Source organism: Ignavibacteriota bacterium (assembly GCA_016708125.1).
Classification (GTDB): Bacteria; Bacteroidota; Ignavibacteria; order Ignavibacteriales; family Melioribacteraceae.
Map to the genome: position 1 here is coordinate 580,001 of JADJGF010000001.1, position 26,382 is coordinate 606,382.

The 26,382-nt window shown below is 29.2% G+C and carries 26 protein-coding genes and 1 pseudogene (1 of these 27 running past the window's edge); 11 read left to right on the forward strand and 16 right to left on the reverse strand.

All coding sequences use genetic code 11. From position 1 onward, the window contains the following. From IPH62_02800 to dprA, 5 genes and pseudogenes are all read left to right on the forward strand, one after another. Positions 1–304 (forward strand): annotated as a pseudogene (locus IPH62_02800) (integrase); it begins 837 nt to the left of the window's first position. A 334-nt stretch (positions 305–638) separates the two neighbouring features. Then, positions 639–866: a hypothetical protein gene (locus IPH62_02805; GenBank protein ID MBK7104191.1), complete on the forward strand. Its 228-nt coding sequence runs from the start codon at positions 639–641 to the stop codon at positions 864–866. A 131-nt stretch (positions 867–997) separates the two neighbouring features. Continuing rightward, positions 998–1,267, forward strand: coding sequence for a hypothetical protein (locus IPH62_02810; protein MBK7104192.1), 270 nt, complete (start codon positions 998–1,000; stop codon positions 1,265–1,267). After that, positions 1,248–1,529 (forward strand): EutN/CcmL family microcompartment protein, encoded by a 282-nt coding sequence (locus IPH62_02815; GenBank protein MBK7104193.1) that lies wholly within the window; start codon positions 1,248–1,250, stop codon positions 1,527–1,529. The genes IPH62_02810 and IPH62_02815 overlap by 20 nt, the downstream gene beginning before the upstream one ends. 5 nt (positions 1,530–1,534) lie before the next feature. Further along, positions 1,535–2,653 carry a DNA-protecting protein DprA gene (gene dprA, locus IPH62_02820; protein MBK7104194.1) on the forward strand — a complete coding sequence of 373 codons (1,119 nt, stop codon included), beginning with the start codon at positions 1,535–1,537 and terminating at the stop codon, positions 2,651–2,653. On the opposite strand, the gene IPH62_02825 is transcribed toward dprA, so the two are convergent. From IPH62_02825 to IPH62_02850, 6 genes are all read right to left on the reverse strand, one after another. Next, positions 2,654–3,934 carry a replication-associated recombination protein A gene (locus IPH62_02825; GenBank protein MBK7104195.1) on the reverse strand — a complete coding sequence of 427 codons (1,281 nt, stop codon included), beginning with the start codon at positions 3,932–3,934 and terminating at the stop codon, positions 2,654–2,656. Positions 3,935–3,953: 19 nt separating this feature from the next. Then, complete coding sequence (locus IPH62_02830; GenBank protein MBK7104196.1) at positions 3,954–4,265, reverse strand: septum formation initiator family protein; 312 nt, start codon at positions 4,263–4,265, stop codon at positions 3,954–3,956. Further along, complete coding sequence (locus IPH62_02835; GenBank protein MBK7104197.1) at positions 4,262–5,260, reverse strand: D-alanine--D-alanine ligase; 999 nt, start codon at positions 5,258–5,260, stop codon at positions 4,262–4,264. The genes IPH62_02830 and IPH62_02835 overlap by 4 nt, the downstream gene beginning before the upstream one ends. Before the next feature lie 103 nt (positions 5,261–5,363). Then, positions 5,364–6,380, reverse strand: coding sequence for a Gfo/Idh/MocA family oxidoreductase (locus tag IPH62_02840; GenBank protein ID MBK7104198.1), 1,017 nt, complete (start codon positions 6,378–6,380; stop codon positions 5,364–5,366). A gap of 4 nt (positions 6,381–6,384) precedes the next feature. Beyond that, entirely contained in the window at positions 6,385–7,338 is a 954-nt protein-coding gene (locus IPH62_02845; protein ID MBK7104199.1) for a methylenetetrahydrofolate reductase, read from the reverse strand. A gap of 48 nt (positions 7,339–7,386) precedes the next feature. After that, the gene (locus IPH62_02850; GenBank protein MBK7104200.1) at positions 7,387–9,810 is read right to left on the reverse strand and encodes a penicillin acylase family protein; all 2,424 of its coding nucleotides are present in this window, start codon (positions 9,808–9,810) and stop codon (positions 7,387–7,389) included. 85 nt (positions 9,811–9,895) lie between these two features. Here IPH62_02850 and rmuC point away from each other — a divergent pair, with 85 nt between their 5' ends. The 5 genes from rmuC to IPH62_02875 all read left to right on the forward strand — a co-directional run bounded on the left by rmuC (position 9,896) and on the right by IPH62_02875 (position 14,724). Continuing rightward, a complete protein-coding gene (rmuC, locus tag IPH62_02855) occupies positions 9,896–11,209 on the forward strand; it encodes a DNA recombination protein RmuC (protein MBK7104201.1) in 1,314 nt (437 codons plus the stop codon). Between the two features lie 164 nt (positions 11,210–11,373). Beyond that, on the forward strand, positions 11,374–12,093 hold the full coding sequence (locus tag IPH62_02860) for a hypothetical protein (protein MBK7104202.1): 720 nt from the start codon (positions 11,374–11,376) through the stop codon (positions 12,091–12,093). 27 nt (positions 12,094–12,120) lie between these two features. Continuing rightward, on the forward strand, positions 12,121–12,816 hold the full coding sequence (locus tag IPH62_02865; GenBank protein MBK7104203.1) for a hypothetical protein: 696 nt from the start codon (positions 12,121–12,123) through the stop codon (positions 12,814–12,816). Positions 12,817–12,832: 16 nt separating this feature from the next. Next, positions 12,833–13,879 (forward strand): histidine kinase, encoded by a 1,047-nt coding sequence (locus IPH62_02870; protein ID MBK7104204.1) that lies wholly within the window; start codon positions 12,833–12,835, stop codon positions 13,877–13,879. Between the two features lie 92 nt (positions 13,880–13,971). Next, on the forward strand, positions 13,972–14,724 hold the full coding sequence (locus tag IPH62_02875; GenBank protein MBK7104205.1) for a LytTR family transcriptional regulator DNA-binding domain-containing protein: 753 nt from the start codon (positions 13,972–13,974) through the stop codon (positions 14,722–14,724). 1 nt (position 14,725) lies between these two features. Here IPH62_02875 and IPH62_02880 read toward each other — a convergent pair whose 3' ends face one another. From IPH62_02880 to IPH62_02890, 3 genes are read right to left on the reverse strand one after another with little or no spacing between them, the layout of a single operon-like run. Then, complete coding sequence (locus IPH62_02880; protein ID MBK7104206.1) at positions 14,726–15,691, reverse strand: PEGA domain-containing protein; 966 nt, start codon at positions 15,689–15,691, stop codon at positions 14,726–14,728. 26 nt (positions 15,692–15,717) lie between these two features. Then, complete coding sequence (locus tag IPH62_02885; GenBank protein ID MBK7104207.1) at positions 15,718–16,839, reverse strand: hypothetical protein; 1,122 nt, start codon at positions 16,837–16,839, stop codon at positions 15,718–15,720. Between the two features lie 15 nt (positions 16,840–16,854). Then, entirely contained in the window at positions 16,855–18,027 is a 1,173-nt protein-coding gene (locus IPH62_02890) for a hypothetical protein (protein ID MBK7104208.1), read from the reverse strand. Between the two features lie 142 nt (positions 18,028–18,169). Between IPH62_02890 and IPH62_02895 the strand changes: the two genes are divergently transcribed. Next, positions 18,170–19,762, forward strand: coding sequence for an aldehyde dehydrogenase family protein (locus IPH62_02895; GenBank protein MBK7104209.1), 1,593 nt, complete (start codon positions 18,170–18,172; stop codon positions 19,760–19,762). Positions 19,763–19,794: 32 nt separating this feature from the next. Here the strand turns inward: IPH62_02895 and IPH62_02900 are convergent, their stop codons facing one another. The 7 genes from IPH62_02900 to ruvB all read right to left on the reverse strand — a co-directional run bounded on the left by IPH62_02900 (position 19,795) and on the right by ruvB (position 26,380). After that, positions 19,795–20,613, reverse strand: a complete 819-nt coding sequence (locus IPH62_02900; GenBank protein MBK7104210.1) for a T9SS type A sorting domain-containing protein — start codon at positions 20,611–20,613, stop codon at positions 19,795–19,797. 300 nt (positions 20,614–20,913) lie between these two features. After that, positions 20,914–21,657 (reverse strand): LPS export ABC transporter ATP-binding protein, encoded by a 744-nt coding sequence (gene lptB, locus IPH62_02905; GenBank protein ID MBK7104211.1) that lies wholly within the window; start codon positions 21,655–21,657, stop codon positions 20,914–20,916. A gap of 2 nt (positions 21,658–21,659) precedes the next feature. Beyond that, complete coding sequence (gene lptC, locus IPH62_02910; protein MBK7104212.1) at positions 21,660–23,027, reverse strand: LPS export ABC transporter periplasmic protein LptC; 1,368 nt, start codon at positions 23,025–23,027, stop codon at positions 21,660–21,662. Continuing rightward, positions 23,024–23,560, reverse strand: a complete 537-nt coding sequence (gene lptC, locus IPH62_02915; protein MBK7104213.1) for an LPS export ABC transporter periplasmic protein LptC — start codon at positions 23,558–23,560, stop codon at positions 23,024–23,026. Before lptC (IPH62_02915) ends, lptC (IPH62_02910) begins: the two co-directional genes overlap by 4 nt. After that, the gene (locus tag IPH62_02920) at positions 23,557–24,534 is read right to left on the reverse strand and encodes a KpsF/GutQ family sugar-phosphate isomerase (GenBank protein MBK7104214.1); all 978 of its coding nucleotides are present in this window, start codon (positions 24,532–24,534) and stop codon (positions 23,557–23,559) included. The genes lptC (IPH62_02915) and IPH62_02920 overlap by 4 nt, the downstream gene beginning before the upstream one ends. Next, positions 24,534–25,349: a 3-deoxy-8-phosphooctulonate synthase gene (gene kdsA, locus IPH62_02925; protein MBK7104215.1), complete on the reverse strand. Its 816-nt coding sequence runs from the start codon at positions 25,347–25,349 to the stop codon at positions 24,534–24,536. The genes IPH62_02920 and kdsA overlap by 1 nt, the downstream gene beginning before the upstream one ends. After that, complete coding sequence (gene ruvB, locus IPH62_02930; protein MBK7104216.1) at positions 25,346–26,380, reverse strand: Holliday junction branch migration DNA helicase RuvB; 1,035 nt, start codon at positions 26,378–26,380, stop codon at positions 25,346–25,348. Before ruvB ends, kdsA begins: the two co-directional genes overlap by 4 nt. Positions 26,381–26,382: the final 2 nt, after the last annotated feature.

The window sequence follows — 26,382 nt, forward strand, 5'->3', positions numbered from 1 at the left end:
TGGTTATCATCGCTTCGATAATATTAAAATTGTTGAGCTGATGAATGATATTTTTACTAATGAATGGTCTTTGTTTTTTAACTTCTTTATTCCTTCTTCTAAAATTATTTCCAAAGTTCGCGATGGCTCTCAAGTTATCAAAAAACACGATCAGCCTAAAACCCCTTTTCAAAGAATTTTAGACTCTACGGTTGTCTCTAAGAAAACTAAAATCCTCTTGACAAATAAACACACAAAATTAAATCCCTTTTTGCTACAAAACTCAATCTCTCGTAAAATAAATGAAATCTTGAAGTTGATTTGACGTTATCAACATATTAACAAAGAAAGAAAAAAAGTAGCAAAAAAAGAAAGAAACAATTATTATTACTTTTTATTATCTATTTGGAATTTTTATGAACTCTTTTTTCAACATTTTTTCTTTACCATAGTTACCTTTTATTTTGAGGCAACTGGATTATGACCAATTTGAAATAAATTTCTAATTTTTAGTTACATATGATAGATTTATAGGTCATTATTTTTTTCATTGATTTTATTTTAGCAAATTATTTACTTGTACTTCAATTTTTTAGGAGTTGTATTAGAAAAACGGCTACTACTTTATTCAATACATTTGCGAGGTTGCCGTGTCAAATATTTCTAATAATCCACTTGCCGAATTTATAAGTGACGAAACCTTCTTTTTACTTTCAAGCAAAGGCCTTATTAATGAAAAAAGTCTGAGAGATTATCTAATTAGAAAAAGATTTAAAACTTTACGAAATTCAAATATTACGGCAAGTAATGCCATTGATATTATTAGAGAAGAACATCCATACTTACAATTTGATACCGTTAGAAAAATAGTCTATGATATTAAATAAATTATTTCTTGATTAAAACTTTAGGTTAATATATATTAGAACTCTTACTTGTAGGATCTTAGATCAGCAAGTTTGAATTCAGCCCAGTGTTTCCCCCAACACTGGGTTAATTAAATTTTATAAGGAAGAAGATGGCTAATCTAAAAAGCAAAAACAAAACTGAAAGTAAAAAATTTACATCACCTTTCAAAAATTATTGGAGTAAATCAAATTTTATAATCTTTAATATTGGAATGTTTGTTTTACTAATTGGTTTTTATTTAATGTCAATTGGTCCTTGGGATAATCCTTTATCTTTAACAATTTCACCGATAATTTTGTTGGTTGCTTATATTATAATTTTCCCACTATCGATTTTATCAAGTAAAAAGAAAACAGCCAATGTTTCTAGCAAAAATTAACGGTAATGTAGTTTCTACTCAAAAAAATGAATATCTAAAAGGACATAAACTTTTACTTGTTAGAAAAATTGATTTGGATGGAAATTATATTGGCAATAAAGATGAAATTGCCATAGATCTTGTTGATTCAGGAATTGGTGATACCGTCTTGGTAGTAAAAGAAGGTGCCGCTATTCAACAAATTTTAGGTCACTCAAAAGCTCCAATTAATACAATGGTGGTTGCCGTTGTTGATAACATCAGTATTGAAAATAATATTTGAACTAATTGAAAGAAGACTTAGAAACCTTTACTAAACTAAGAATTTTACTTGATGTTGACGGAATAGGTCCCGGAAAACTTTTTAATCTTCTCTCCAAATTTAATTCATTAGATAATCTGATTAACGCAAATTATAATCAACTATTATCTGTAGATGGAATTTCCCAAACCTTAGCAAATAAAATTTTAATAAAAATAGATGAATATTTTAGCTTTCAAAAAACAATTGAAATTGAGCTTAATCAATTAGAAAAAATTAATGCAGAATGGGTAACATTCTGGTCCGATAACTATCCTTCTAATTTAAAAAATATTTTCGCACCTCCAATTATTCTTTATTATAAAGGTACTTTACTAAAACAAGATGAAAATAGTGTGGCAATAGTTGGAACAAGAATGCCAACAAACTATGGAAAAAAATATGCATATGATTTTGCAAAAGAACTTTCAACACAAGGGATTACAATTGTAAGCGGCTTAGCAAGAGGTGTTGATTCTTCCGCTCATTGGGGATCAGCAGAAAATAATGGAAGAACAATCGCAATTATTGGTTCTGGACTTGACATTATTTATCCTTATGAAAATAAAAAACTATTCCATAAAATAATTGAAAACGGTGCTGTAATTTCTGAATATTCTTTGGGAACAAAACCCGATGCACCAAATTTTCCTAAAAGAAATAGAATAATAAGTGGAATTAGCTTAGGTACTTTAGTTATTGAAACAAAATCCACTGGCGGTGCACTTCAGACTGCTGCTTATGCATTAGAACAAAATAAAGAAGTTTTTGCAATTCCGGGAAACTTGGGGAATTTTCAAAGTGAAGGTACAAATACTTTAATACAAAAAGGTGAAGCGAAATTAGTAAGAAATATAAATGATATTCTAATCGAATTGAATTTAAAAATTGCTCCAAAAATTGGCGAGAACATTCCAAAACCCAATATTGATTTGAATATTTTTGAGCAGAAAATTTATGATTTACTTTCCGATAAACCAAAACACATTGATATTATTTCGTCAGAATCTAAAATAAATTCTTCTGAATGTTTAGTTAATTTATTATCCTTAGAATTTAGGGATATTGTAAAACAGCTTCCAGGTAAGGTTTTTGTAAAAGTATAGTTAATACTTTTTAAGTTTTTTCCACAAAAATTTTAATCTTTCTTTAATCTTAATTTCTTGTCCGTTTTCACTCGGAAAATAAAATTGCCTTCCTTTTAGAATGTCTGGAAAATAATTTTCTTCAATAAAATTATTATCAAAATCGTGTGCATATTTGTAATCTTTTCCATAATCTAAACTCTTCATAAGTTTTGTAGGAGCATTTCGTAAATGTAATGGAACAGATTCTTGATTTCCTTTTCTAACTTCTTCAAACGCCTTTTCAATTGCCTTATATGATGAATTACTTTTTGGCTGCGAAGCCAAATAAGTTGCACATTGGGCTAAAATTATTCTAGCTTCCGGCATTCCGATTTTATCAACAGCACCAAATGTTGCTTCGGCAATTACCAAAGAATTAGGCGAAGCATTTCCAATATCTTCCGACGCTAAAACCATCATTCTTCGTGCTATAAATTTTGGATCTTCACCGGCATCAAGCATTCGCGCCATCCAATATAAAGCGGCATCGGGATCACTTCCTCTTAAACTTTTAATAAAAGCAGAAATTATATTGTAATGTTCTTCACCATTTTTATCATACAAAATATTTTTTTGATGAAGTACGTTATCAATTAACTTTTTATTTATTCTTACAGATTCAGAATTTATTTCCTGAAGAAGTGCTGATTCCAAAATATTTAATAAAATTCTCGCATCACCGCCGCTAACATAGATTAAATAATTTTTATCAATTTCCTCTACATTAAAACTTTTAAGAAATTCATCTGCGGAAAATGAATAATCAATAATTTCCGTTAAATCTTCTTTTGTCAATTCATCAAGAACATAAACTCTTGCTCTTGATCTTAAAGCCGGAATTACTTCAAAAGAAGGATTTTCAGTTGTTGCTCCAATTAAAGTTAACAACCCAGATTCAACTGCAGAAAGTAAAGCATCTTGCTGTGATTTGTTAAATCTATGAATTTCATCTATAAATAAAATTGTACGTTTGTTAAAACTTTCTCTGTTAATTTTTGCAAGTGCAATTATTTCTCTAACTTCTTTAACTCCCGCAGATACAGCATTCAATTGATGAAATTCTGATTGCGTAGTTTCGGAAATTATTCTTGCAAGAGTTGTTTTTCCGGTTCCGGGAGGTCCCCATAAAATGAAAGAACTTAAAGCATCATTTTCAATCATTCTACTTATAGCTTTACCGGGACCAACTAACTTTTTTTGTCCTCTAAATTCATCAAGTGTTTTGGGTCTAATTCTTTCGGCAAGAGGAGTTTGTGGAATGTTCCTTTTCAAATTTAATTTACCTTAATGAATCTTTTTTATCTTCAAACTTAAAAACCTTTTCATTTTCTTTCTTCATCATAAATTTTTCACGAGCAACTTTTTCTAATTCTTTATCATTATTTTTTAATGAGTTTATATTTGAATCAAGATCTTTAATTTGGCTTTTCGATTTCTCAACTTGTTGTTCAATGGAATTTATTTCATTTTTTAATTCAAAATATTTCAACAACCCATATTTGTTGAAAAATAAAAAAAGTACTAAAAAAATTAGTATTACAAAATAAATCCATGTTAAAATTCTATCTTTTTTATTGCTTAAATTTTTCATAACGCCGAAGTAATTATAATATCAATTAATTCCTCAAATTCAATTCCATTTGCCTTTGCAATTTTGGGAACCAAACTATGTGATGTCATTCCCGGAAGCGTATTTATTTCTAAGCAATAAGGAATTCCATTTTCCGGCAACCGAAAATCAACTCTTGAATAAAGTTCGCACCCTAAAGAGTTAAACGCCAATAACGCTTGTCTTTGTAATTCAATTTCAATTTCTTTATCAATTTTAGCTGGAATAATATATTCGCTCATTCCGTCAGTGTATTTGCATTCGTAATCATAAAGTTCGTGTTTGGGAATAATTTCAAGAATCGGCAGCTTAAAATCTTTAACTATTGCAACAGCTAATTCTCTGCCCGGAATAAACTTTTCTAACAGTACTTTTTTTGAAAATTGTGAAGCTAAATTTACGGCAGATTCTAACCCTTCAAAATTATTACATTTTGTTAAACCAATTGTAGAGCCTTGATCATTTGGCTTTACAATGCATGGATATTTAATTGTGTTTTCTATTTTTTTATTTAGTTCAATAAAATCCGTAAATTTATTTGCTTCAATCCACTCCGGAGTTGAAACTCCAAAATGATTAAAAATAATTTTTGATTTAGCTTTATCCATAGAAAGTGAGCTTGCTAAAACTCCGGATCCTGCATATTTAATTCCTCTAAGTTCCAAAAGCGATTGAATTGCACCATCTTCTCCCCATTTTCCGTGAAGTGCAATTATTGCTAAATCAACATCATCAAAGAAAGGAGAATTTATTGCAGCAATCATATTTTCATTTGATATTTTTGCAAACTCACAATCGCAAAAATAATCTTCAATATTTTGCGGTTGATTTAATCCGTAAGCCGGATCGATAATTTTTGTATTATAACCCAAGGATTTTACTGCTTGGTAAACTGATTTTCCGGATTCTTTTGAAACTGCACGTTCCGGTGAAGTGCCGCCTAATAATACAGCAATAGTTAAATTTTGTTTATTCATAAATTTTTACATTTGGTGAAAGGGATATTTTTCAATTGTTTTATTGATTTGATTTTTTAGAATTTTTTTAATGTCATTTTCATTTGGAAATTCATTAAAATTTTTATTCTCTGCATTTACTTTCTAACATTTCCATAATCTGCATATTTACTAATCCATCAAAACCGGTAACTTCAGGTTGTGTTTCATTCAAGATTGATTTTTGCACTGATCTAAGTAAAATGAGAAGTTTATTTGCTCTTTTTCTAAAAGCTTTTTTTCCTTCACCGACAAGATCAATCGTAATTTTACCTGGTTGTTTTTTTCTTCCGATAATATTTTCAATACTTATTGATCCGTTAGAACCAACAATATCAATTTTATTAAATGCTTGTTTAGAATTATAAGAAACATTTAAAAATCCGTATCCACCTTTTTTATATTTTACTATTGCAGCAGCAAAATCATCAACTTGACTTTTATAAACAACGTTATCAATAAATCCTGTAATATCAATTATTTCTCCACCGAAAAATCTTAAAAGATCAATCATATGCGTTCCCAAATCTCTAAAAGCGCCGCCGCCGCTCTGCACAATATCAAATCTAAAATTATCATCCGGCTCATAATTTATATTAAATGAAGTTGAAACTGAGACTATTGTTCCAATCATTCCCTTTTCAATAATTTCCTTAGCTTTAATAGGTAGCGGATGAAATCTGTGGGGATAATTTACGGAGAGAAAAACTCCATTTTCTTTACAAACATCAACCATTTCTTGCGCTTGCTGAGAATTTAAAGCTAAAGGTTTTTCGCACAAAATATGTTTTCCGGCTTTTGCCGCTTCAATAACTTGCCAATAATGATCTTTATTTGCACTGCCGATATAAAGAATTTCAAAATCTTGTTGTAAGAATTCCGAATAATCATTAAAATAATTTTTAGCAAAATATTTATTTGCAATTTCTTTTGACCTATTAAGTTCTGAACTATAAACTGCAACTAAAGAACTTTTTTTTAATTGTAACAATGTTGGGATAAAAGAGGTTTCTGCAAATTTTCCGCATCCGGCAACTCCCCACTTTAATTTTCGCATTAAGTTTATTGGGGATTTTAATCTTCTATCAACATTTAAAATCATTTTATTACAAACCTAATTTCTTCATTAACTTTGTTATCGGCTGAGTATTTTGCATTACGTAAAAATGAATTGCCGGAACTTTAGCATTTATTAATCCTTCAACTTGTTTAAACGCCCATTCAACGCCTATATCTTGTACATGTTCGGATTTTGCTTTTGAAATTTCTTCTGCCAATTCATTTGGAATATCTACATGAAAATTTGCCGGTAAACTATTTAACTGATTTTTTGATGTTATAATTTTTAAACCCGGAATAATTGGAACATTTATTCCGCTTTTTTTACACATATCATTATAGGTAAAGAAATTTTCATTTTCATAAAACATTTGAGAAACTATATAATCTGCACCGGCTTCAATTTTTTCTTTTGTGTAATTTATATCGATTTGTAAATTTGGAGCTTCAAAATGTTTTTCGGGATATCCACCAATTCCAATTCCAAATTTCATCGGCTCTGCATCCAAAAGAGAATCTTCCAAATATTTTCCCTTATTCATATCCGAAATTTGTTTAACCAAATCAACTGCGTGAATATTTGCTGATCTTCCATATTTTATTGGCTTATTAAATCCGCTTTCATCACCACGAATGGCAAGAACGTTATCAATTCCTAAATAGTGAAGTTCAATTAAAAAATCTTCTGTTTCTTCTTTTGTAAAACCTTGACAAATTACATGGGGAACCGCATCAATATTATATTTATTTTGAATTAGTGCGCAAATTCCTAAAGTACCGGGGCGTTTTCTTTTTATCTTCATTCTAAAATCACCAGAAGGAGTTTCTTCATACATAACTTCTGCTGCGTGACTTGTAATATCAATAAACGGAGGTTTGTATTTTACTAATTCTTCCAAAGCAGAAAGTAAATTTGTAATATTTCCGCCTCTTTTGGGAGGTATAATTTCAAAACTGATTAATGTTTGTGTTGCTTTTTCTAAATGTTCAATAACTTTCATTATTTGCCTAAATTGTTTTGCAAAGTTATAAAATTTTCAATAATTATTTTAGTTGTTCATTGGAACCAATTGAAGTAAATCATATTCTGAATTTTTTACAATATTTTCTTCCGTATTTATTTTTATTGTTTCGCCGTTTAGCCACATTTTTGTCATATCATCATAATGATCACTAAAGAAATTTCCGGATTGTCCGGTTGGCAAAATTATTTGAAAATTATTTGGTTCAGCAAAATCATAAATATATCTCATAGATGGACCTAATTTATTTGTGTATGGCTCATTAAAAGAATATTCCGTATTAAAAACTGTTGTTCCGTCTCCGTCAATTTTATATGGACCAACATCTAAAATAAAATCCAACATTTTTGATTTACCATGAAAAAAATGTTTAAATGTTACAGTGTGCAATTTATTCCATTGCCATTCATCAATATCGCCAAATTCTTCACTCAAATATTTGATTGCATCCCACAAACTTTTCCTAACAATTTCATCTTTCCTTTCAATTCTTGTAGTTGATATATCATCGAACCAACTTGATGAATTATCTTCCAACATTTTTCTAACAACTCTATATGGAATATTTGCAATAAAAATATATTCGTTAAAAATGCTTTCGCCCATTTCATCAAGAAAAATATTCTTCATCAAATTTTGATAAAATACTGCATATATTGCTGGAACTTGACTTTCCGAAATAAAATTGAAATCCCATTTTCTAAGAAGACCTATAACTTCTTTAAGTTTATCATTTTCATATGCATGATTTTTAAACGCATTTAGAATTTGCGGAACAATTTCTTTTGCATAATCTGAATAAAAATCCATTTGATATTTTTTAAAATCATCCACATTATGTTTTTGTTTACTTTCCAATAATTCCGTAATTCTATTAATTCTTGAATTCGGTTCCCAAATATTTGAAATATGATATGGATAATTTTTAATTGTTTTATTATTTGCCGAAGCTATAAATCCGTTTGCGGGATTAAACAATTTCGGATTTTCAGAAAAAGGAACAAAACCGAGCCAATCATTTTCATCTGTTGTTCCATCATTAATAAAAGTCGGGGAATTATTTTTTCTTTGCGGAAGTTTAACTCCGGCTGTATAACCAATATTTCCTTTATCATCAGCAAAAACAAAATTTTGTCCCGGAGCTTCAAAATCTTTTAAACCTTCTGTAAATTCTTCCCAATTTTTTGAGGAATTAATTTTTGAATAAGCTTTCATTTCATTGCTTGATTCCAAAGCCGTCCATCGCATTGTTATATCAACATTATTTTGCTGATTATTCGGATACATTTTTTTATATGGATGAATATCCGAAATTATTGGTCCGCGATGATTTTTTTTGATCTGAAAAATTACATCCGATGAATCTTTAACTTTTATTGTGTCTTCAGAAATTGTAAGATTTTTCCATTCGTTATTGAAGAAATATTTAGTTTTTGAACTATCTAATTTTTCTATATAAAAATCAGCATCATCAGCCATAACATTTGTAAGAACCCAAGAAATATTTTGATTTTTACCAATTACAATTCCGGGAATTCCTGGAAGTGTAACGCCTTCTACATTTAAATCCGGCGAACGCAAAACTGCAACGTACCATTTGCCTGGAGCTGAAAAACTTAAATGCGGATCGTTTGCAATAATTGGTTTTCCGGATTCTGATCTTTCTCCGTTTACAACCCAATTATTTGAGCCGATGTGTGTTCCGACAAATCCAATAAATTTTCTGAAATTTCTATCAACTTGTACTAAATCTAAAGGAACATTTGAAATATTTTGTAAATTTTCCGGAATTATTGTCGGACCGTTTTCATCAAAAGTTGGCAAAATTTCTTTAGCTTTTTCAACACCTAATTTTTGAATAATGTGCGAAAGTGCAATATCGCTCCACCAAGAAATGTTTAATTCCCAAGCCATTAATTTTGCAATTAAAACAGAATGTTCGGGTTTCCATAAATTTGGTTTGTAACCTATAACATCAAACTCTATTGAGAGTTTTTCCGGTTCATTTTTAATAAATTCATTAACACCGTTTGAATAGGAAATTAATTTGGATTTTGTATCTGCATCAAAATTTTCAAAATGCAGTTTTGAGATTTTCGCCAATTCAAAAGTTCTAAACATTTTATCATAAGAAATTGCTTCGCTTCCTAAAATTTCACTTAATTTTCCTTCGCCGGCTCTTCGACTAATATCCATTTGGAATAATCTTTCTTGAGCGTGTAAATATCCGAGCGCAAAATATAAATCGTTTTTGGATTTTGCATAAACATACGGTATCGCAAAATTATCTCTATAAATTGAAACTTCATTATTAAGATTTTGCACAGACTTTTTCCCGGAATATTCCGGTAAAGTTTTATTTAACATGTAAATTGAACCAACAATAAAAACTATTAATAAAATAATTATTGTCGCAATTGCTCCAATTATAACTTTTATCCAATTATTCATTTTGTTTTATAAATATTATTTATTTTATGTGAATGATAAATTAAGAAGTTTTTTATAAAAAATTAGAATTATTAAAAGGTTTATAATGATTTGGTTAGAAATAATAATTGCTGTTTTATTGATAATAATTGTGGTTTTTCAAATTTTGAATTACATAAAAATGCGTAAACAAAATTTGGAAGAAACCGAATTAAAAATTTCGCAGAAAGTAGAATCGTTAAATAATGAATTGGATAACAATATAGAAAATGAATTTAAACGAAACCGCGAAGAAACTCTGCAAAATTCAAAATTGGTTAGAGAAGAAGTTGGAAATTCTGTTAGAAGTTTAGGCGATCAACTTTCAAATAGAATTAGAGATATTTCCGATAGGCAAAAAGATCAGCTTGAAATAGTTGAAAACAGATTGAAAAGTTTAACTCAAACCAACGAAGAAAAGTTTGATAAACTAAATGATCAAGTTTCAAAACAGCTTTCTGAAATTCAAGAAAAGAATGAAAAAAAATTAGAAGAAATGCGCGTAACGGTTGATGAGAAACTTCATTCAACTTTAGAAAAAAGATTAGGCGAATCTTTTAAACTTGTAAGCGATAGATTAGAATTGGTTCATAAAGGTTTGGGAGAAATGCAAACTTTAGCAATCGGCGTTGGCGATTTGAAAAAAGTTCTCACAAATGTAAAAGATCGTGGAACTTGGGGAGAAATTCAGCTTGGAACTTTGCTTGAACAAATTTTAACAAAAGAGCAATATGAGAAAAATGTTAAAACAAAAGAAGGAAGCAATGCTTTAGTAGAATATGCAATTAAATTGCCCGGAAAAAATCAAATTAAAAATGATATTGTCTGGCTGCCGATTGATGCAAAATTTCCGCTTGAAGATTATCAAAGACTTACATCTGCAAGAGAAAAAGCTGATTTGGTTTTGATTGATGAAAGTCTAAAAAAATTGGAACGAAGTATTAAAGAAGCCGCAAAAGATATTTCCACAAAATATTTAGATCCGCCGAATACAACGGATTTTGCATTTATGTTTTTACCGCTTGAAAGTTTATTTGCAGAAGTTTTAAGTATGCCCGGACTTTTTGATACAATTCAAAGAGAATATAAAGTTACAATTGCCGGTCCGGCAAATTTTATTGCAGTTTTAAACAGTTTACAAATGGGTTTTAGAACTTTAGTAATTGAAAAAAGATCAAGTGAAGTTTGGAAATTATTGAGTGTTGTAAAATCAGAGTTTTCTAAATTTGGTGATCTTTTAGACAGTACACAAAAAAAATTAGATTTAGCAAGTCAATCAATCGGTGATGCTTCGCGCAAATCTAGAACAATTGAAAGAAAATTGAGGGATGTGCATGAATTGCCATCCAGCGAAAATCAAATAGATTTATTGAATGATTGATTCGCAAAAAAATATTTTTTCACTATTCATTTGGAATAAGAAAATTTTTATATTCAAATTAATTACACTTACCGAAAAAAAACTTTCGTTCACCGATTAACATTTACCAAATTTATATTTTATAAATAAATTACTTTCAGCAATTTGAAAATGTGGAGTAAAACATGAATTCACAAGACAACAATACAAAAGCAAGAATAATTGCCGGATTACTTCTTGTTGCGCTTGGCACATTATTTTTATTAGATAATTACGGAATTATTTATTTCAGTCTTCCGGCTTTTCTTTTTCATTGGGAATATATTTTAATCGGAATCGGCGTATATATTTTATCAACAACTAAAAATAAAACTGCAGGAATAATTCTTGCGGCAATCGGATTTTTCAATTTGGTTCCGGATTTCTGGCCATTAATTCTTGTTGGTTTGGGAGTTTATATTATACTTAGAAGAAATCCTGTTAAACAAAATTTAAAAGTTGAAGTTGAATTAAATTCGGAAGGAAAAGAAATTCCATCAGACCAAAATTTTAATTCCGATATAAATAACAGTATTGATGATGTTTCAATTTTTGGCGGCGGAACAAAAAGAGTAAATTCAAATAATTTTACCGGCGGAAAACTTACAGCAATTTTTGGAGGTTCCGATATTCATTTAGAAAATTGTTTCTTGGCAAAAGGGAAAAATGATTTAGATATTTTTTCAATGTTCGGCGGATACACAATTTATGTTCCTCAAGATTGGAGTGTTGTTATTGATGTTGTTGCAATTTTTGGCGGATTTTCCGATAAACGAATAAAAGACCCAAACAGAGTTTATGAAGAAGATAAAGTACTTGTAATTAAAGGATTGGTTTTATTCGGCGGCGGCGAAGTAAAATTTTAATTTTCAATTAATTTTCTTGAGGTTTAGATGATAAAAAAAACAAATAATTCAAAAGGAAGAGTCGCAATTGGTGCTTTGCTTATTCTTTTTGGAATATTATTCTTTTTGAGAAACTTTCATTTCGAATTTTTTGACATAGATTTATTTTCTTGGCCGGTAATATTTTTTATAATCGGAATAATTATTATTCTAAATAACAAAAGTTCTTTTTTCGGATTAATTTTAGTGATAATTGGCGGTTCCGGAATTGCATCAAATTATTTCGGAATTTCCTTTGAATCTTTCTTCTACGAATATTGGCCGTTCATTTTAATTATTTTGGGAATTTATTTCATCTTTAAGAAATCAATCATCGCCGAAAATTCCGATAAAAGTTTTATTGAAGAAAATGAATACTTAGCTGATATTTTTACAATTTTTGGCGAGACAAAAAAAATTATTAAAACAAATAAATTTTTGGGTGGAAAAATAAGTTCAATAATGGGAGAATCCCAAATTGATTTAAGAAACTCTAATCTTGCAGATGGAAAAGTTGAATTAGATACTTTAACACTTATGGGCTCAACAGAAATTAATATTCCAATAGATTGGAAAGTAATTATTAAAACCACAACAATTTTTGGTGCTTTTGAAGATTTAAGAGGGAATGCAAATACGACAGAAAATACAAATGTTTTAGTAGTAAAAGGACTTGTTCTTTTTGGCGGTGGTGAAATTAGATAAATAATGAAAATTTGATATGATAAATCCCTTTGTAAAAAATGTAAAAAGTTTTTCTGTATATCTGATTATTTGGATATTTATTTTTCTTCTGCACACTAGCATTTTATACTTTGTTGTAAATCAGTCATTGCAAATTTGTTTAGCGGATAGTTTGATTTTTAATTTTCTATTTCTCGCATTAGGTTTATCACTTTGGTATCCAACAAAATTTATTTCTTTCGAAAGTTTTTCCGTTCTAAAAATAATTACAAATCATATTACAGCAGCTTTTTTCACAGCAGGCATTTGGATTTTTATTGGTTACTGGATTTTAAAACAACTTTTTACTAATAATTTAGAATATCAAAATTTTCTTACCAGTACTTTAGTTTGGCGGTTTTTCATCGGAATGTTTTACTATTTTATAATCGTTGCGTTAATTTACATTATTATTTACTACAATAATTTTCAAGAAAAAGTTTTAAAAGAAGCGGAACTGAAATCGCTTGTTAAAGAAGCGGAATTGAAAAGTTTGAAATATCAAATTAATCCTCATTTTATTTTTAACTCACTAAATTCAATAAGTGCTTTAACGATTTCAGAACCAGAACTTGCCCGTGAAATGACAATTAATCTTTCAACATTTCTGCGTAAAACATTGAGCAATAATGAAAATCAGAAAAGTAAATTAATTGATGAACTAAAAAATGCAAAGCTATATTTGGATATTGAAAAAATCAGATTCGGCGATAAATTTACATACACAGAAAATATTGGAAACGGATGTTTGGAAATGGAAGTTCCGAATATGATTCTTCAGCCGATATTCGAAAATGCAATTAAACATGGAGTTTATGAAAGTATCGAGCCTGTAAACATTCATTTTACTTGTGAAGAACAATTAGAATATATAAAGTTAACTATTACAAACAACTACGATCTTGAAGCAGTTTCTCATAAAGGTGAAGGAATTGGTATGAGTAATATTCAAAGTCGTTTGCGAATGATTTATAACCAAGAAAATTTATTAAAATTTTCCAAAAATGATGGAATTTTTACCGTAACTATTTTTATTCCATTGTAAATTTTAATTCTTGTCATTCCGGTATGCTTCTAACCGGAATCTAAAAAGTGTAATCATGAATTATAGCAAATTACTTTTAGGGATTATAAAATATGAATAACGAAATTTCTGTTTTAATAATTGACGATGAAAAACTTGCGCGAGATATTGTTAAAAAATATCTTCAGCAAAATGAAAAAGTAAAATTGCTCGGTGAATGTTCAAACGGATTTGAAGGAATAAAAAGTATAAATGAGCTAAAACCCGATTTGATTTTTCTTGATATTCAAATGCCGAAAATTACGGGATTTGAAATGCTGGAGTTGCTTGATGAAAAACCTCAAATAATTTTTACAACAGCTTTTGATCAATATGCAATTAAAGCGTTTGAAGTAAACGCAACCGATTATTTGCTAAAACCATTTTCTTTGGAAAGATTTAACGAAGCACTTAATAAAGCAATCGATAAAATTTATAGAAACGATAAAGAAAAAATTGATTACGAAAATTTAATTTCAAAAGTAAATGATTTTCCGAATGTGATAAATAGAATTGTTGTAAAAACAAATCAGAAAATAGTAATAATTCCAGTTGATAAAATTTATTATTTAGAAGCACAAGATGATTATGTTATGATTCACTCCGAATTAGGAAATCACCTAAAGCAACAGCGAATGAAATATTATGAAGAACATTTAAATATTGATGAATTTATCCGCGTTCATCGTTCATACATAGTAAATATAAATGAAGTAAAACAAGTCGATCTTTTTGAAAAAGAATCATACAAAGTTACATTAAAAAATGGAGAGAAAATTCCGGTAAGTAAAAGTGGTTATTCGCGATTAAAAGAATTGATGAAATAAATTATTTAGAAATTCCAACTTGCAAAACTTCTTTTGTTAATTCGTTTTGAATAAAAGAAATTACATATAAATTTTCTTTATTCCATCTTGGATCAACCAAAGTTAATTCAGCAAACTTAGCTCTTCCCTTTTCAGATATTGAAGAAAGTGAAATTCCTTTATAATCCGGAGAAAATTTTCTAAGTAAGAACTGAATTTTTTTATCAGAATTTTCTGAAGATAAATCGCTAAAAATAATTTCGTTTTCAATAACTGCGTTTCGCAAAATTAAATTGTTGAAATCAATTTCGTCTAAATCATAAACATCAACAAAAATATCTATTAACATTCCATTACCGTCAACAAGGCTATCCATAACTGTAATTGCAATTTTGGGCTTTTTATTTGTTTCGCTTTCAATAATTTCGGAAATTTCATTTGTTACAATTCCATTTATTACAAACAGCGGATTTTGGGAAATATTATAATAACTTTTTCTATTTGTAACACTTTCAAAAAAAGCAAAATAAAAAACATCATTTTTAAAAGGATAATCTGAAGGATAATTTATAACAAAAATTTTGTTAGTGTTTTCCAATTGAAATTTGGAAAATAATTTTTCAACATCGCAAGTATCGCAAAATGAATTTGTGAAAGCTTCAAGAATCATAAATTTGGTTAGATTATTTTTATTAAGAATAAAATCTTCATTTATTAATTTATTTTTTAGAATCGATATTTCTTTTTCTTCGGAAAAATAATTTTGCTTTCTAACTTTTATTAAATGTTTTACGGCTAAAAGTTCTAAAGTATCGGGAGTAAATTTTCCGCTGAAACTACCATCTAAAAAAATTTCACCATTTTGTACATTTGATTGTATAAAAACTTTTCCATTTCCAGTTTCAGTAATGGTTGGAGATTCAGAACTGCAAGATGAGATTACACAAGTTATAATTAAAACAAATATTATAATTTTTTGTGAACTCACAATTATTATTCAATTAGTTAAAATTATTATTGGGAAATTATAATTTCTTCTTTATCAGGAATTATTGAAATTTTTAATTGATTTGTTTCAGATACAATTTTTTCAAACTCCTGAGAATTCTTATGTAAGTTTAAAGGCTGATCAACCCAATTATTTGGCAGATCAACTAAAACAGTAAGTGGAACGTTATAAATTAAATCATTCAAATTATCTTCAATTTTTATTTTAATATTTTCTAACTCACCGGATTTAGAATAAATATTTGTAACATTTATTTTTGCAGAATTTCTTTCATAAGTATATAGCGTAATATCATCCATTGAAGCAACCCAAAAATCTCTTTTTTTAATTTCTTCCAAGTCATTTTTAAAATCTTCTAAATAATAATATCCGTATAAATCTTCCCTTCCAATTGGGTGATAAGTAATTATAAGCCACGCGTTAAGTTTAATTGTATTATCTAAAAAAGGAATCAACTCATCTGTATTATTAATGCAAATCGAACAATATTCATAATTATAAGCTTGCATAACTAAAGTAGGAAGTTGAAACCAATTTGAGGGCTGAGTTTCATTATTTGGCATTATATATGGGAAATCAAAATCTAATTTTTCAAACTTCCTTCCGCTTAAAAATCCCGATTTTTTTAATGCTTCTTGCGTACTAATATGATATCCAAAACCTCCGGGATAGGCATAAGAAACCGGCTTAAGTCCAAATTCTATCATCGTATGATAACACATTTTAAAGGAACGATACGCTTCGTCAAATGATAATAAATCATGATTTAAATGTTCATGACCATGACCAAAATATCCAAATCCCTTAGAGAGAAATTCATTCAAAAAATATTGAAGTCCCGCTGAATCAATAGAGTAAGCTGCTGAAACGAACTCATAAGAAATATTTAGACCAGCATCTTCTACAGCTTTTTGAACAACTTTTTCATTTTCCCATGCAACACTACCAGCATCGTTTGTTATTGATAAAGCTGCGGCATGATTGTCATACCATTTTGCAATGTTAACATTTACTTTAGCACTATCATTTGGATTCAATTTTGATTCAGCTTGCTCCAAGTCAGTTAATTCGCAAGAATTAATTAGAATGCTGATGGAAATAAATATTTTAATTAATTGACTTTTCATTTCATAATTAACTGTTTATCTCTTAATCAAATTTTTAATTTCATTACTATCACTTTTAATTCTTTCTTCAATCAAATTATTGTTATCAATAATTCTTTCTTGAATTGCTGGTAAAATTTCCGTGCTAACTAAAATTGCAACTTCTTTATGGATGATACTTTTTGAATCAAAACCTGTTAAATAACGTAAGCCTAAAACCCACCAAGGTAAATCTTTCAAAATGGGAATTCCTTCACGAATAATTAAATCCTCATCAACTAACAAACTTCCGATAATCATTTCTTCTTTATTTTTTAATAAAACTTCTGTATCAGTATAGGTCTTTTTAATTTCTGTGCTTAATTCATTTGGGAAAGGTAAACTTCTTTCAACATGAATTTTGAGCTTAACAAACTTTAGCGAATCTTGAATTAGAATTTTTGGTTCAACATTAATAATTGTTCCAGTTGGAAAGAATGCATCAGTAACATTTCCGGCAAAATCCAATTGCTTTATTGAAATATCAGAACCAACCTGCATTCTGCTTTTTTCCATATCATTTACTACAACACTCATTTTTGAAACTATATTGCCTAAATGTTCGGATTCCAAAAATCTAAATATTGCCGTAGTATAACCGGAAAACTTATATATATCTGAAGCAGTACGAAATTGAAAATTATAATCATTTTCAGAAATAGAATTATATTTCCCAATTCCTTCCATTCCGTTTTTTGAAAGAATAAAATCCCAATTAACACCTCTTTCTTTCATTTCATCCAAATTGGCTTCAAATAAAATAGCCGAAATTTTTATCTGTTTATTTTCATCTAAGTTTATAATTTCATTATGCAACTTAACTTTTTCATTTTTATTCGAAATATTAATTTCCGAATCTGTCTTGTAAAGAGATAAATTATTATGATCACAAATCTCTTGAATTGCATTTTTGTAGAAAACATTATTTATATCAACCCCAATGGGAAACTGACAATTTATGTTTACCGTCAATTTTATATTATCATATTTTTGATATAAAAATTCCACATAATCCACAATATCACAAAAAGATGTGTTTGAAGAATAAGTTAAAAATTTTCCCGAATTGGAGTTAAAAATGTAATTTTGGTTTTGTTGCGCAAATAAGTTTGTACTTTGAATAACAAAAACCAGTGTTAAAAGAAAATTAGAACTATTTAAATTTTTCATATAAATCAAATTTTATTAATGTGTGAAATTATTAAAAATAAATTGCAGTTCAAATACCTTAAATTCCAAATAATTTATGAATTTACTTCGTTGAAGTTGATTAGTTCTATTCTTATATTTCATAAAAAGTAAAATAGAAACTATGGAACTCGATAAAGATATTCGTTCAACTCAAGAAGTAAGAAATTTAGTAGCGAAAGCTAAAGCTGCGCAATTGGAATTTAAACATTTCAATCAAACTCAAGTTGATAAAATTGTAAAAGCAATGGCAGATGCCGGATTTGATGCAAGCGAACGACTTGCAAAAATGGCTCATCAAGAAACCGGATTTGGCAAATGGGAAGATAAAATTGTTAAAAATCAATTTGGATCAAGAGATGTTTATAATTCGATAAAGGATTTGAAAACTGTTGGAATAATTGACATCAGAGAAAACGGAAAAATTGTTAAAATTGCAGAACCAATGGGAGTTGTTGCCGCATTAATTCCATCGACAAATCCAACATCTACTGCATTTTTTAAAGCTTTAATTTCGCTCAAAACAAGAAATGCAATTGTTGCAAGTCCGCACCCAAAAGCTGTAATGTGTACTTCAGAAGCATTAAAAGTTATGAGCGATGCCGCAATTTCTGCCGGGGCGCCAAAAGATTTAATTCAATGCATGTCAATTCCAACATTGGAAGGTACAGATGCATTGATGAAACATAGAGATGTTGCTGTAATTTTAGCAACCGGAAGCACGCCAATGGTTAGAGCGGCATACAGTGCCGGAACTCCGGCTTATGGAGTTGGCTCAGGAAACGTTCCAGCATTTATTGAACGAAGCGCAAATTATGAAAAAGCTGTTTTAGATATTATTTACGGAACCACTTTTGATAACGGAACTTTATGTTCATCCGAACAAGCTATGATTGTTGATCGACCAATTGCAGAAAAAGTTAGAAAATTTGCAGAAGCAAACGGCGGATATTTTGTTAATAGTGATGAAAAATTAAAACTTGAAAAAGCAGTTTTAAAAGATGGAAGAATAAATCCGGATATTGTTGGAAAATCTGCTCAATTTATTTCTAAGTATGCTGGATTTTCAGTTTCAGATTCTGTAAAAGTTTTATTTGCAGATTGCTTAAAAGTAGGGAAAGAAGAACCGCTTTCCGTAGAAAAACTTTCTCCAATTTTAGCTTTTTATGTTGTGGATGGCTGGTTGGATGGATGTCATAAATGTATTGATTTATTGAACTTTGGCGGAATTGGTCATACGATGGCGATTCATTCAAATGATCAAGAAATTATTATGAAATTTGCAATGGAAAAACCGGCATTTAGAATTATTGTAAATTCTCCATCTTCACTTGGTGCGGTTGGTTATACTACTGCTTTAGATCCATCAATGACTTTAGGTGTTGGAACTTGGGGCGGATCAATAATTTCTGAAAATGTTACGGCAAAACATTTAATGAATATAAAAACTTTAGCTTTCGAAACAAATCCGATAAACAAAGGAAATTCTATAAATTCATTTGGAAGTTCTAAAATTAACAACACATTTTCACCAACCGGAAATTTTATAAATGAAATTGAAGAAAGATTACGGGCACGAGCTGGAAATCCGGTTGTAAATTTTCAAACTTCCCAAAATAAATTTTCAACTCAAAAAAATATTCCTGATAAAAAAAATTACGGAAGCGGAATAAGTGAAGAAGAAATAAATAAAATTATTAGAGAATTTAATTCGTAATCTTTTTTAAAGTTTAAAATTCTCTGCAAAAATTATTTCAAAAGAATCATTTTTTTTACTTGTGTAAAATTTCCCGCATCCAATTTATAAAAATATGCTCCACTCGCTAAATTCCTTGCATTAAAAATAATTTCATAATTTCCGGATTTTTGTTTTTCATTAATCAAAGTTTTAACTTCACGTCCTAAAATATCAAATACTACTAATTTTACATTCGTGGTAGAATTTTTCAAATTTGATTGAATTGTATATTTTATTTTAGTCGTAGGGTTAAATGGATTGGGATAATTTTGCTCCAAAGAATATTTTTCCGGAAGTACTTTCGAATCTTTAACATTTGTAATTGTGTTATCAAAATTAATATGATTTGTCGGTTCAGTAATATTTAAGAAATTAATGTCTGTCAAAATTGTATTTACTGCGCCCGTAAAATTCCATTTCAAATTTAAGGACTCCTCGGTAAATTCTTTTGTGGAACTAATTCTAAATTTTCCTATTAATTTTTCTTTTCCGGATATTATATCATTACCAATTCCAGAAATAAATATTAATTTGTTTTGCTGATCCGAAGTATCAAAACCAATAATGTAAACCGGAATATTTGCTAATTCCGAAGAATTTACAGAATATTCTAAAGAAATTGAATCACTATTATTAAAAGTTAAATCAAAAGTAAACGCGCATTGATAGGATGATAATATAAAATCCGGACCCGTGCTATTAATTGTAACATCAAATTCTAAGTTTTTATTATCAATCTGAATAGGATTTATGAGTTTGATTATATAATCGGATTGAGCAAAAAGTGAAATATTTAAAACTGTAAAAATTAAAAAAAAAGTCTTGAACATCGTACCCCCTAAAAAGTGTATATTTTATCTATTCATATTTTGTACTCCTTTCAAAATTTTGTTTGAATAAAATCAGTAATTATAAGATGTTTCTTTTTGGTACAATATGAATGTGATTTATGTCACAAATTTATACATATTGGTTTTGACAGTCAACCAATTCAGTTTGATAAAATTTATGACTATTATTTGTGGGGATATTTTATTATTGGGATATTATGTCTAATTATTGAATTATTTATTCAATAAATATTGAATTTAAGAAGTTTTAAAATTTTTCTCTATTAACAAAACTTAAATTTATTCATATCTTTCTAGCTTAAACTTTTCGCCAAGATAAAGCTTTTTAACTTCTTCATCTTCAGCTAAATTTTGAGCTTTCCCGTCTTTAAATATTTTTCCTTCAATGAGAATGTAAGCTCTATCAACAATACTTAATGTTTCATGAACATTGTGATCTGTAATTAATATTCCAATTCCTTTGTTTTTAAGATTTGCAACAATGCTCATAATATCTTCAACTGCAATTGGGTCAACTCCGGCAAAAGGTTCATCCAACAAAATAAAATCGGGATCAGTTGCCAAAGCTCGCGCAATTTCCGTTCTTCTTCTTTCGCCGCCGCTAAGCTGAAATCCTTTACTTTTTCTAATGTGCGCAATACTTAATTCTTCAAGCAATTTTTCTTGTTTTTCTTTTCTTTCAGTTTTCGATAATTTTGTCATTTCCAAAACAGCCATAATATTATCTTCCACACTTAATCTTCTAAAAACTGAAGCTTCTTGCGGGAGATATCCAATTCCCATTTTCGCTCTTTTATACATTGGCAATTCTGTAATATTTTCTTGATTCAAAAAAACTTTTCCTTCGTTCGGTTTAATCATTCCGACAATCATATAAAAAGTTGTGGTTTTTCCGGCACCGTTTGGACCAAGCAGACCAACGACTTCTCCTTGTGTAACATTTACGGAAACTTTATTTACAACCGTTCGTTTTTTGTAAACCTTAATTAAATTTTCACTTCGTAATGTTGAGTTTTCAGTCATAATTAATTTTTATTTAATTCAATAAACATTTTTTCAAATTTATTTTTATCCGGTTTATTTTCATATAAAATAAATGCCGGAAGCGTAAACGCTTTTTCATTTCCTTCAACTAAATTTTCCGGATGATATTCGCTTACCGGACTTCCATATAATTTTACATCGGTTACTTTATTTTCATCAATATATATTTTAAACTTTTCCGCACTTGATTTCAGCAATCCGTTCGGTTCGTCTTCCTCAAATAAATAATAGATGCTTAATACATTTCCGTAAACATTTGTTTGAACCAATTCCCCATTATTAAAATTGAGATAAATTGAATCTCCGGACATTTGATTAAATCTGAATTGATAAACGGAATCTTGAGAAATCATAATTGAATTATTCAATATTTCCACATTTTTAATTTTACTGCTATCCATTAAAATATAAATCGAGTCTCCGGTAACTTGATTTTTTTCATACCACAAAATCGGAACCGGTTTTTCATTTTGTTTAATTATTGTAATTTTGCCGGAAGCTTGATCATAAATTGTTGAATCATTAATCGATAAAAAATTTCCTTTTACAATTCTTACGGAATCAATCGCAATCAGAATTGAATTGCTGTCTCTTTTGGCTTCCATGTATTTTGATTGAATATACAAAGTATCGTAAGTACTATCACTAAGCTCTTCAATTTGAATCAGAAACGGATTGCCGAATATTTTTGAAATATTATTTGGTTTATCATCAAGAAGCTGATTGCCAACAATCGTAACATTATTTTCTTTGCTAAAAATTTTTACACTTCCGAATCCTTCAGTAAGTTTTGTAATTCTAAAATGAATTAAACTATCCGCCTTTATTTCTGAAAGTGAATCAGAAACCACAACTTTTTTTGTCGCAATAATTTTTTCTATATCTTTTTCATAAATTAATTTTTGAGAACGCAATGTTGAAACGGAATCGTAAAATAAAACATCACCTTTGAACTCTGCAATTTTTGTATTCAAATCATACTTACCGGAATTCGCAAATAAATTTGTCGATTTATTTTTTAACTGAACTAACGTATCTGAAGTTGTAATTTTTTCATTCCCAAAATAATTACCTTTCTCAGTTTTTATTACAACGCTGTCTTGAGTTAGTATAACGTTTCCAATTAGTATTGCAGAATTTTTATTAATATTTTGAATTGCTTTTCCGCAAGTTATTGTAACATCATCTTGAGTTATAACAACATTGCCAATTACTTCACGAATGTTTTCGCCTTCGATAAGTTTGCCTTTTAAACTATCGCCAATTATTATAATTTGGCTTTCTTTCTGTTGAGCATAAACTTGGTAAAATGAAAATACAATAATTATTATCAAAAATTTTTTTATCATTTTTTTTCAACATTTGTTACGTAAGTAATATCAAAAATTGTGTAATTTCTTAAACCTTGATCCGACTCAAATCCGTAACCTTCAATAATTTCTTTGTCACTTACAATTTTCACAAATTTATCCGTAACAATTTTTTTTGATTTATTTTTCCAAACTAATTCTTCTGTAGTTAAAGTTACACCGCTATCACTTTTTGCAATAACATTTTCAATAGCATACATATCTTGAGTAATATCATCAACTCTTCCTTTTTTGGAAGTTAGGCGAGACGTTTTCTGTTCTTTATCATTATAAAAATCAACAATTACGCCTTCAAGATATTTTTCATTTTTATTGCCAAGAACTTTTATTACATCTGAATAAAGTATGGCTTTCAATTTACCGCTTTCGGTAAATGTTATTTTTGCTTTTTTACTTTCTTGATCGGGAATTTCTTCGCTGTTAATTGAGTTATCTGTTTGTGGTTTTAATTTAGATTCTCCGCAAGAAAAATTTATAATTACGATGAAAATTACTAGAAGAAATTTTTTCATCTTCTCTGCAAACCTAATTTTACTAAATCATGTAAGTGAACAAGTCCGATAGGTTTTCCTAAATCGCTCACGGCAACCAAAGATGTGATATTATAATTTTCCATTTGCTGCAATGCAAAAGAAGCGAGTAAATTTGAATTTATAATTTTAGGATTTTTCGTCATAATATTTTTTGCTTTCAAATTTTTAAGATCAAGATTTTTTTCGAGTTGTCTTCTTAAATCTCCATCGGTAACTATTCCAACTAAATCTCCATCATTATTGATTACACAAGTTGCACCAAGTCTTTTTTTCGTCATTTCCAAAATTGTATCTTTTATAGATGTTTCCTCATTTACAGTTGGAAAATCAGAATCTTTATACATTATCTCAGAAATTTTTAATGATAATCTTTTTCCCAAACTTCCGGCGGGATGAAGCATTGCAAAATCTTCTTGGGTAAAACCTCTTAATTCCAAAACAGCAATTGCAATTGCATCGCCAATAACCAAAGCAGTTGTGGTTGATGAAGTTGGAGCCAAATCGTAAGGACACGCTTCTTCTTTTACACTTGCATCAATTACAACATCGCAATCTTTTGCAATTATTGAATTTGGCAAGCCCAAAATTCCTATAATTTTTACTTCCAATCTTTTAAACATTAAAATTAAATTTCTAAGTTCCTCTGTTGCGCCGCTTTTAGAAATTATAATTGCAACATCACCATTTCTTACCATTCCTAAATCGCCGTGAAGTGCGTCGGTCGGATGCAAATAAAAAGCGGCTGTTCCCGTTGAATTAAAAGTTGCAACAATTTTTCTTGCAATCAATCCGGATTTTCCCATTCCGGCAAAAATTATTCTTCCGCTTGAATTGTAGATTAGTTTTACTGCTTCAACAAATGAATTATTTAATCTTGAATTTAATTCCAAAATTGAATTAAGCTCAATTTCAATAACCTTTTTCCCTTTATCTAAAATATTTTGATCAGTCATTAATAACCTTTTACAACTTTATCAATTGCCAAAACTTTTTGCAATACCGATTCTAATTTATCAAGCTGTAATTGACTTCCGGCATCACTTAAAGCATTTTTCGGATCGGGATGAACTTCTAAAAATAATGCATCAATTCCAACTGCTGTAGCGGCTTTACTTAACGGTTCAATAAATTTCGGCTCTCCGCCCGTTACATTTGAATTGCTTGGCATTTGAACCGAGTGCGTTGCATCCATAACAATTGGGTATCCAAATTCTTTCATAATTATTAATGATCTCATATCAACAACTAAATTATGATATCCGAAAGTTGTTCCGCGTTCGGTCAATAAAATATTTTTGTTCCCCGTACTTTCTATTTTTTCGATTACATGCTTCATATCTTCCGGAGCAAGAAATTGCCCTTTTTTTACATTAACAATTTTTCCGCTTTTTCCCGCCGCAATTAATAAATCAGTTTGTCTGCACAGAAATGCCGGAATTTGTAAAACATCAACAATTTCAGAAACATTTGCAATATCATTTTCTGAATGAACATCCGTCAATATTGGAATGTTGAAATTCTTCTTAACTTCTTCTAAAATTTTAATTGATTCGTCAAAACCCAATCCGGTAAAGGAGTTCAAGCTTGTTCTGTTTGCTTTCTTAAAACTTGATTTAAAGATGAATGGAATATTTAATTTGTCAGAAATTTCTTTAATTTTTTCTGCAGTTAAAAAAGTAATTTCTTTATTTTCAATTACGCAAGGTCCGGCAATTAAAACTAAAGGTAAATTTTCACCAATTTTTATTTCACCAATTTCAATTGTCATTTTTCTTCTTCAAAAAAATTATTCTGCTGAATATTCTTTTTTGTCTTATTAAATCTAATATAAGCCAAATCTGTTGCTTCTCTTCCGCGCGGTGTGCGTTGAATAAAACCTTGCTGAATTAAAAAAGGTTCGTAAACTTCTTCAAGTGTTCCGGGATCTTCATTTACAGAAACGGCTAAAGTATTTAATCCAACCGGACCGCCTTTGAACTTTTCAATAATTGTAAGAATTATTGCTTTATCCATTTCATCAAGCCCGTAATTATCAACTTCCAAAGCCTTCAAAGCTTTTTTGGCAATTGATAAATCAATTTTATTTAAGTTTTCAAAATCGGCAAAATCTCGAGTTCTTCTAAGCAAACGATTTGCAATTCTCGGAGTTCCGCGTGACCTTCTTGAAATTTCATCCGCAGCATTTTCATCAATTGCAACATTTAATATTTTTGAGGAACGTTTTATAATTTCGGAAAGCAATTCACTTTCGTAATAATCCAATCTTGATTTAATTCCGAATCTATCACGCAAAGGAGCTGTAAGCAAGCCGGCTCTTGTTGTTGCGCCGACTAATGTATATTTAGGTAATTTAATTTGAACGGTTCGCGCACTTGGTCCGCTGTCAATCATAATATCAATTTTATAATCTTCCATAGCAGAATACAAATATTCTTCCACAACTGAGCTTAACCGATGAATTTCATCAATAAATAAAACAGAATTTTCTTCCAAATTTGTTAAAAGACCGGCAAGGTCCCCGGGTTTTTCAAGAACCGGTCCGGAAGTTGTTTTTAATTTTACACCTAATTCATTTGCAATAATATTTGCCAATGTTGTTTTCCCCAATCCGGGCGGACCAGTTAGCAAAACGTGATCTAAACTTTCACCTCGTTTTAATGCAGCGCCAATAAATACTTTCAGATTATCTGTAATTTTCTTTTGACCCGTAAAATCCGAAAATACTTTTGGTCTAATTGTTTTTTCAAAATTTATTTCATCTTCCGAAAGTATAGGATTTGTATTTTCTGATTCTCTCATTT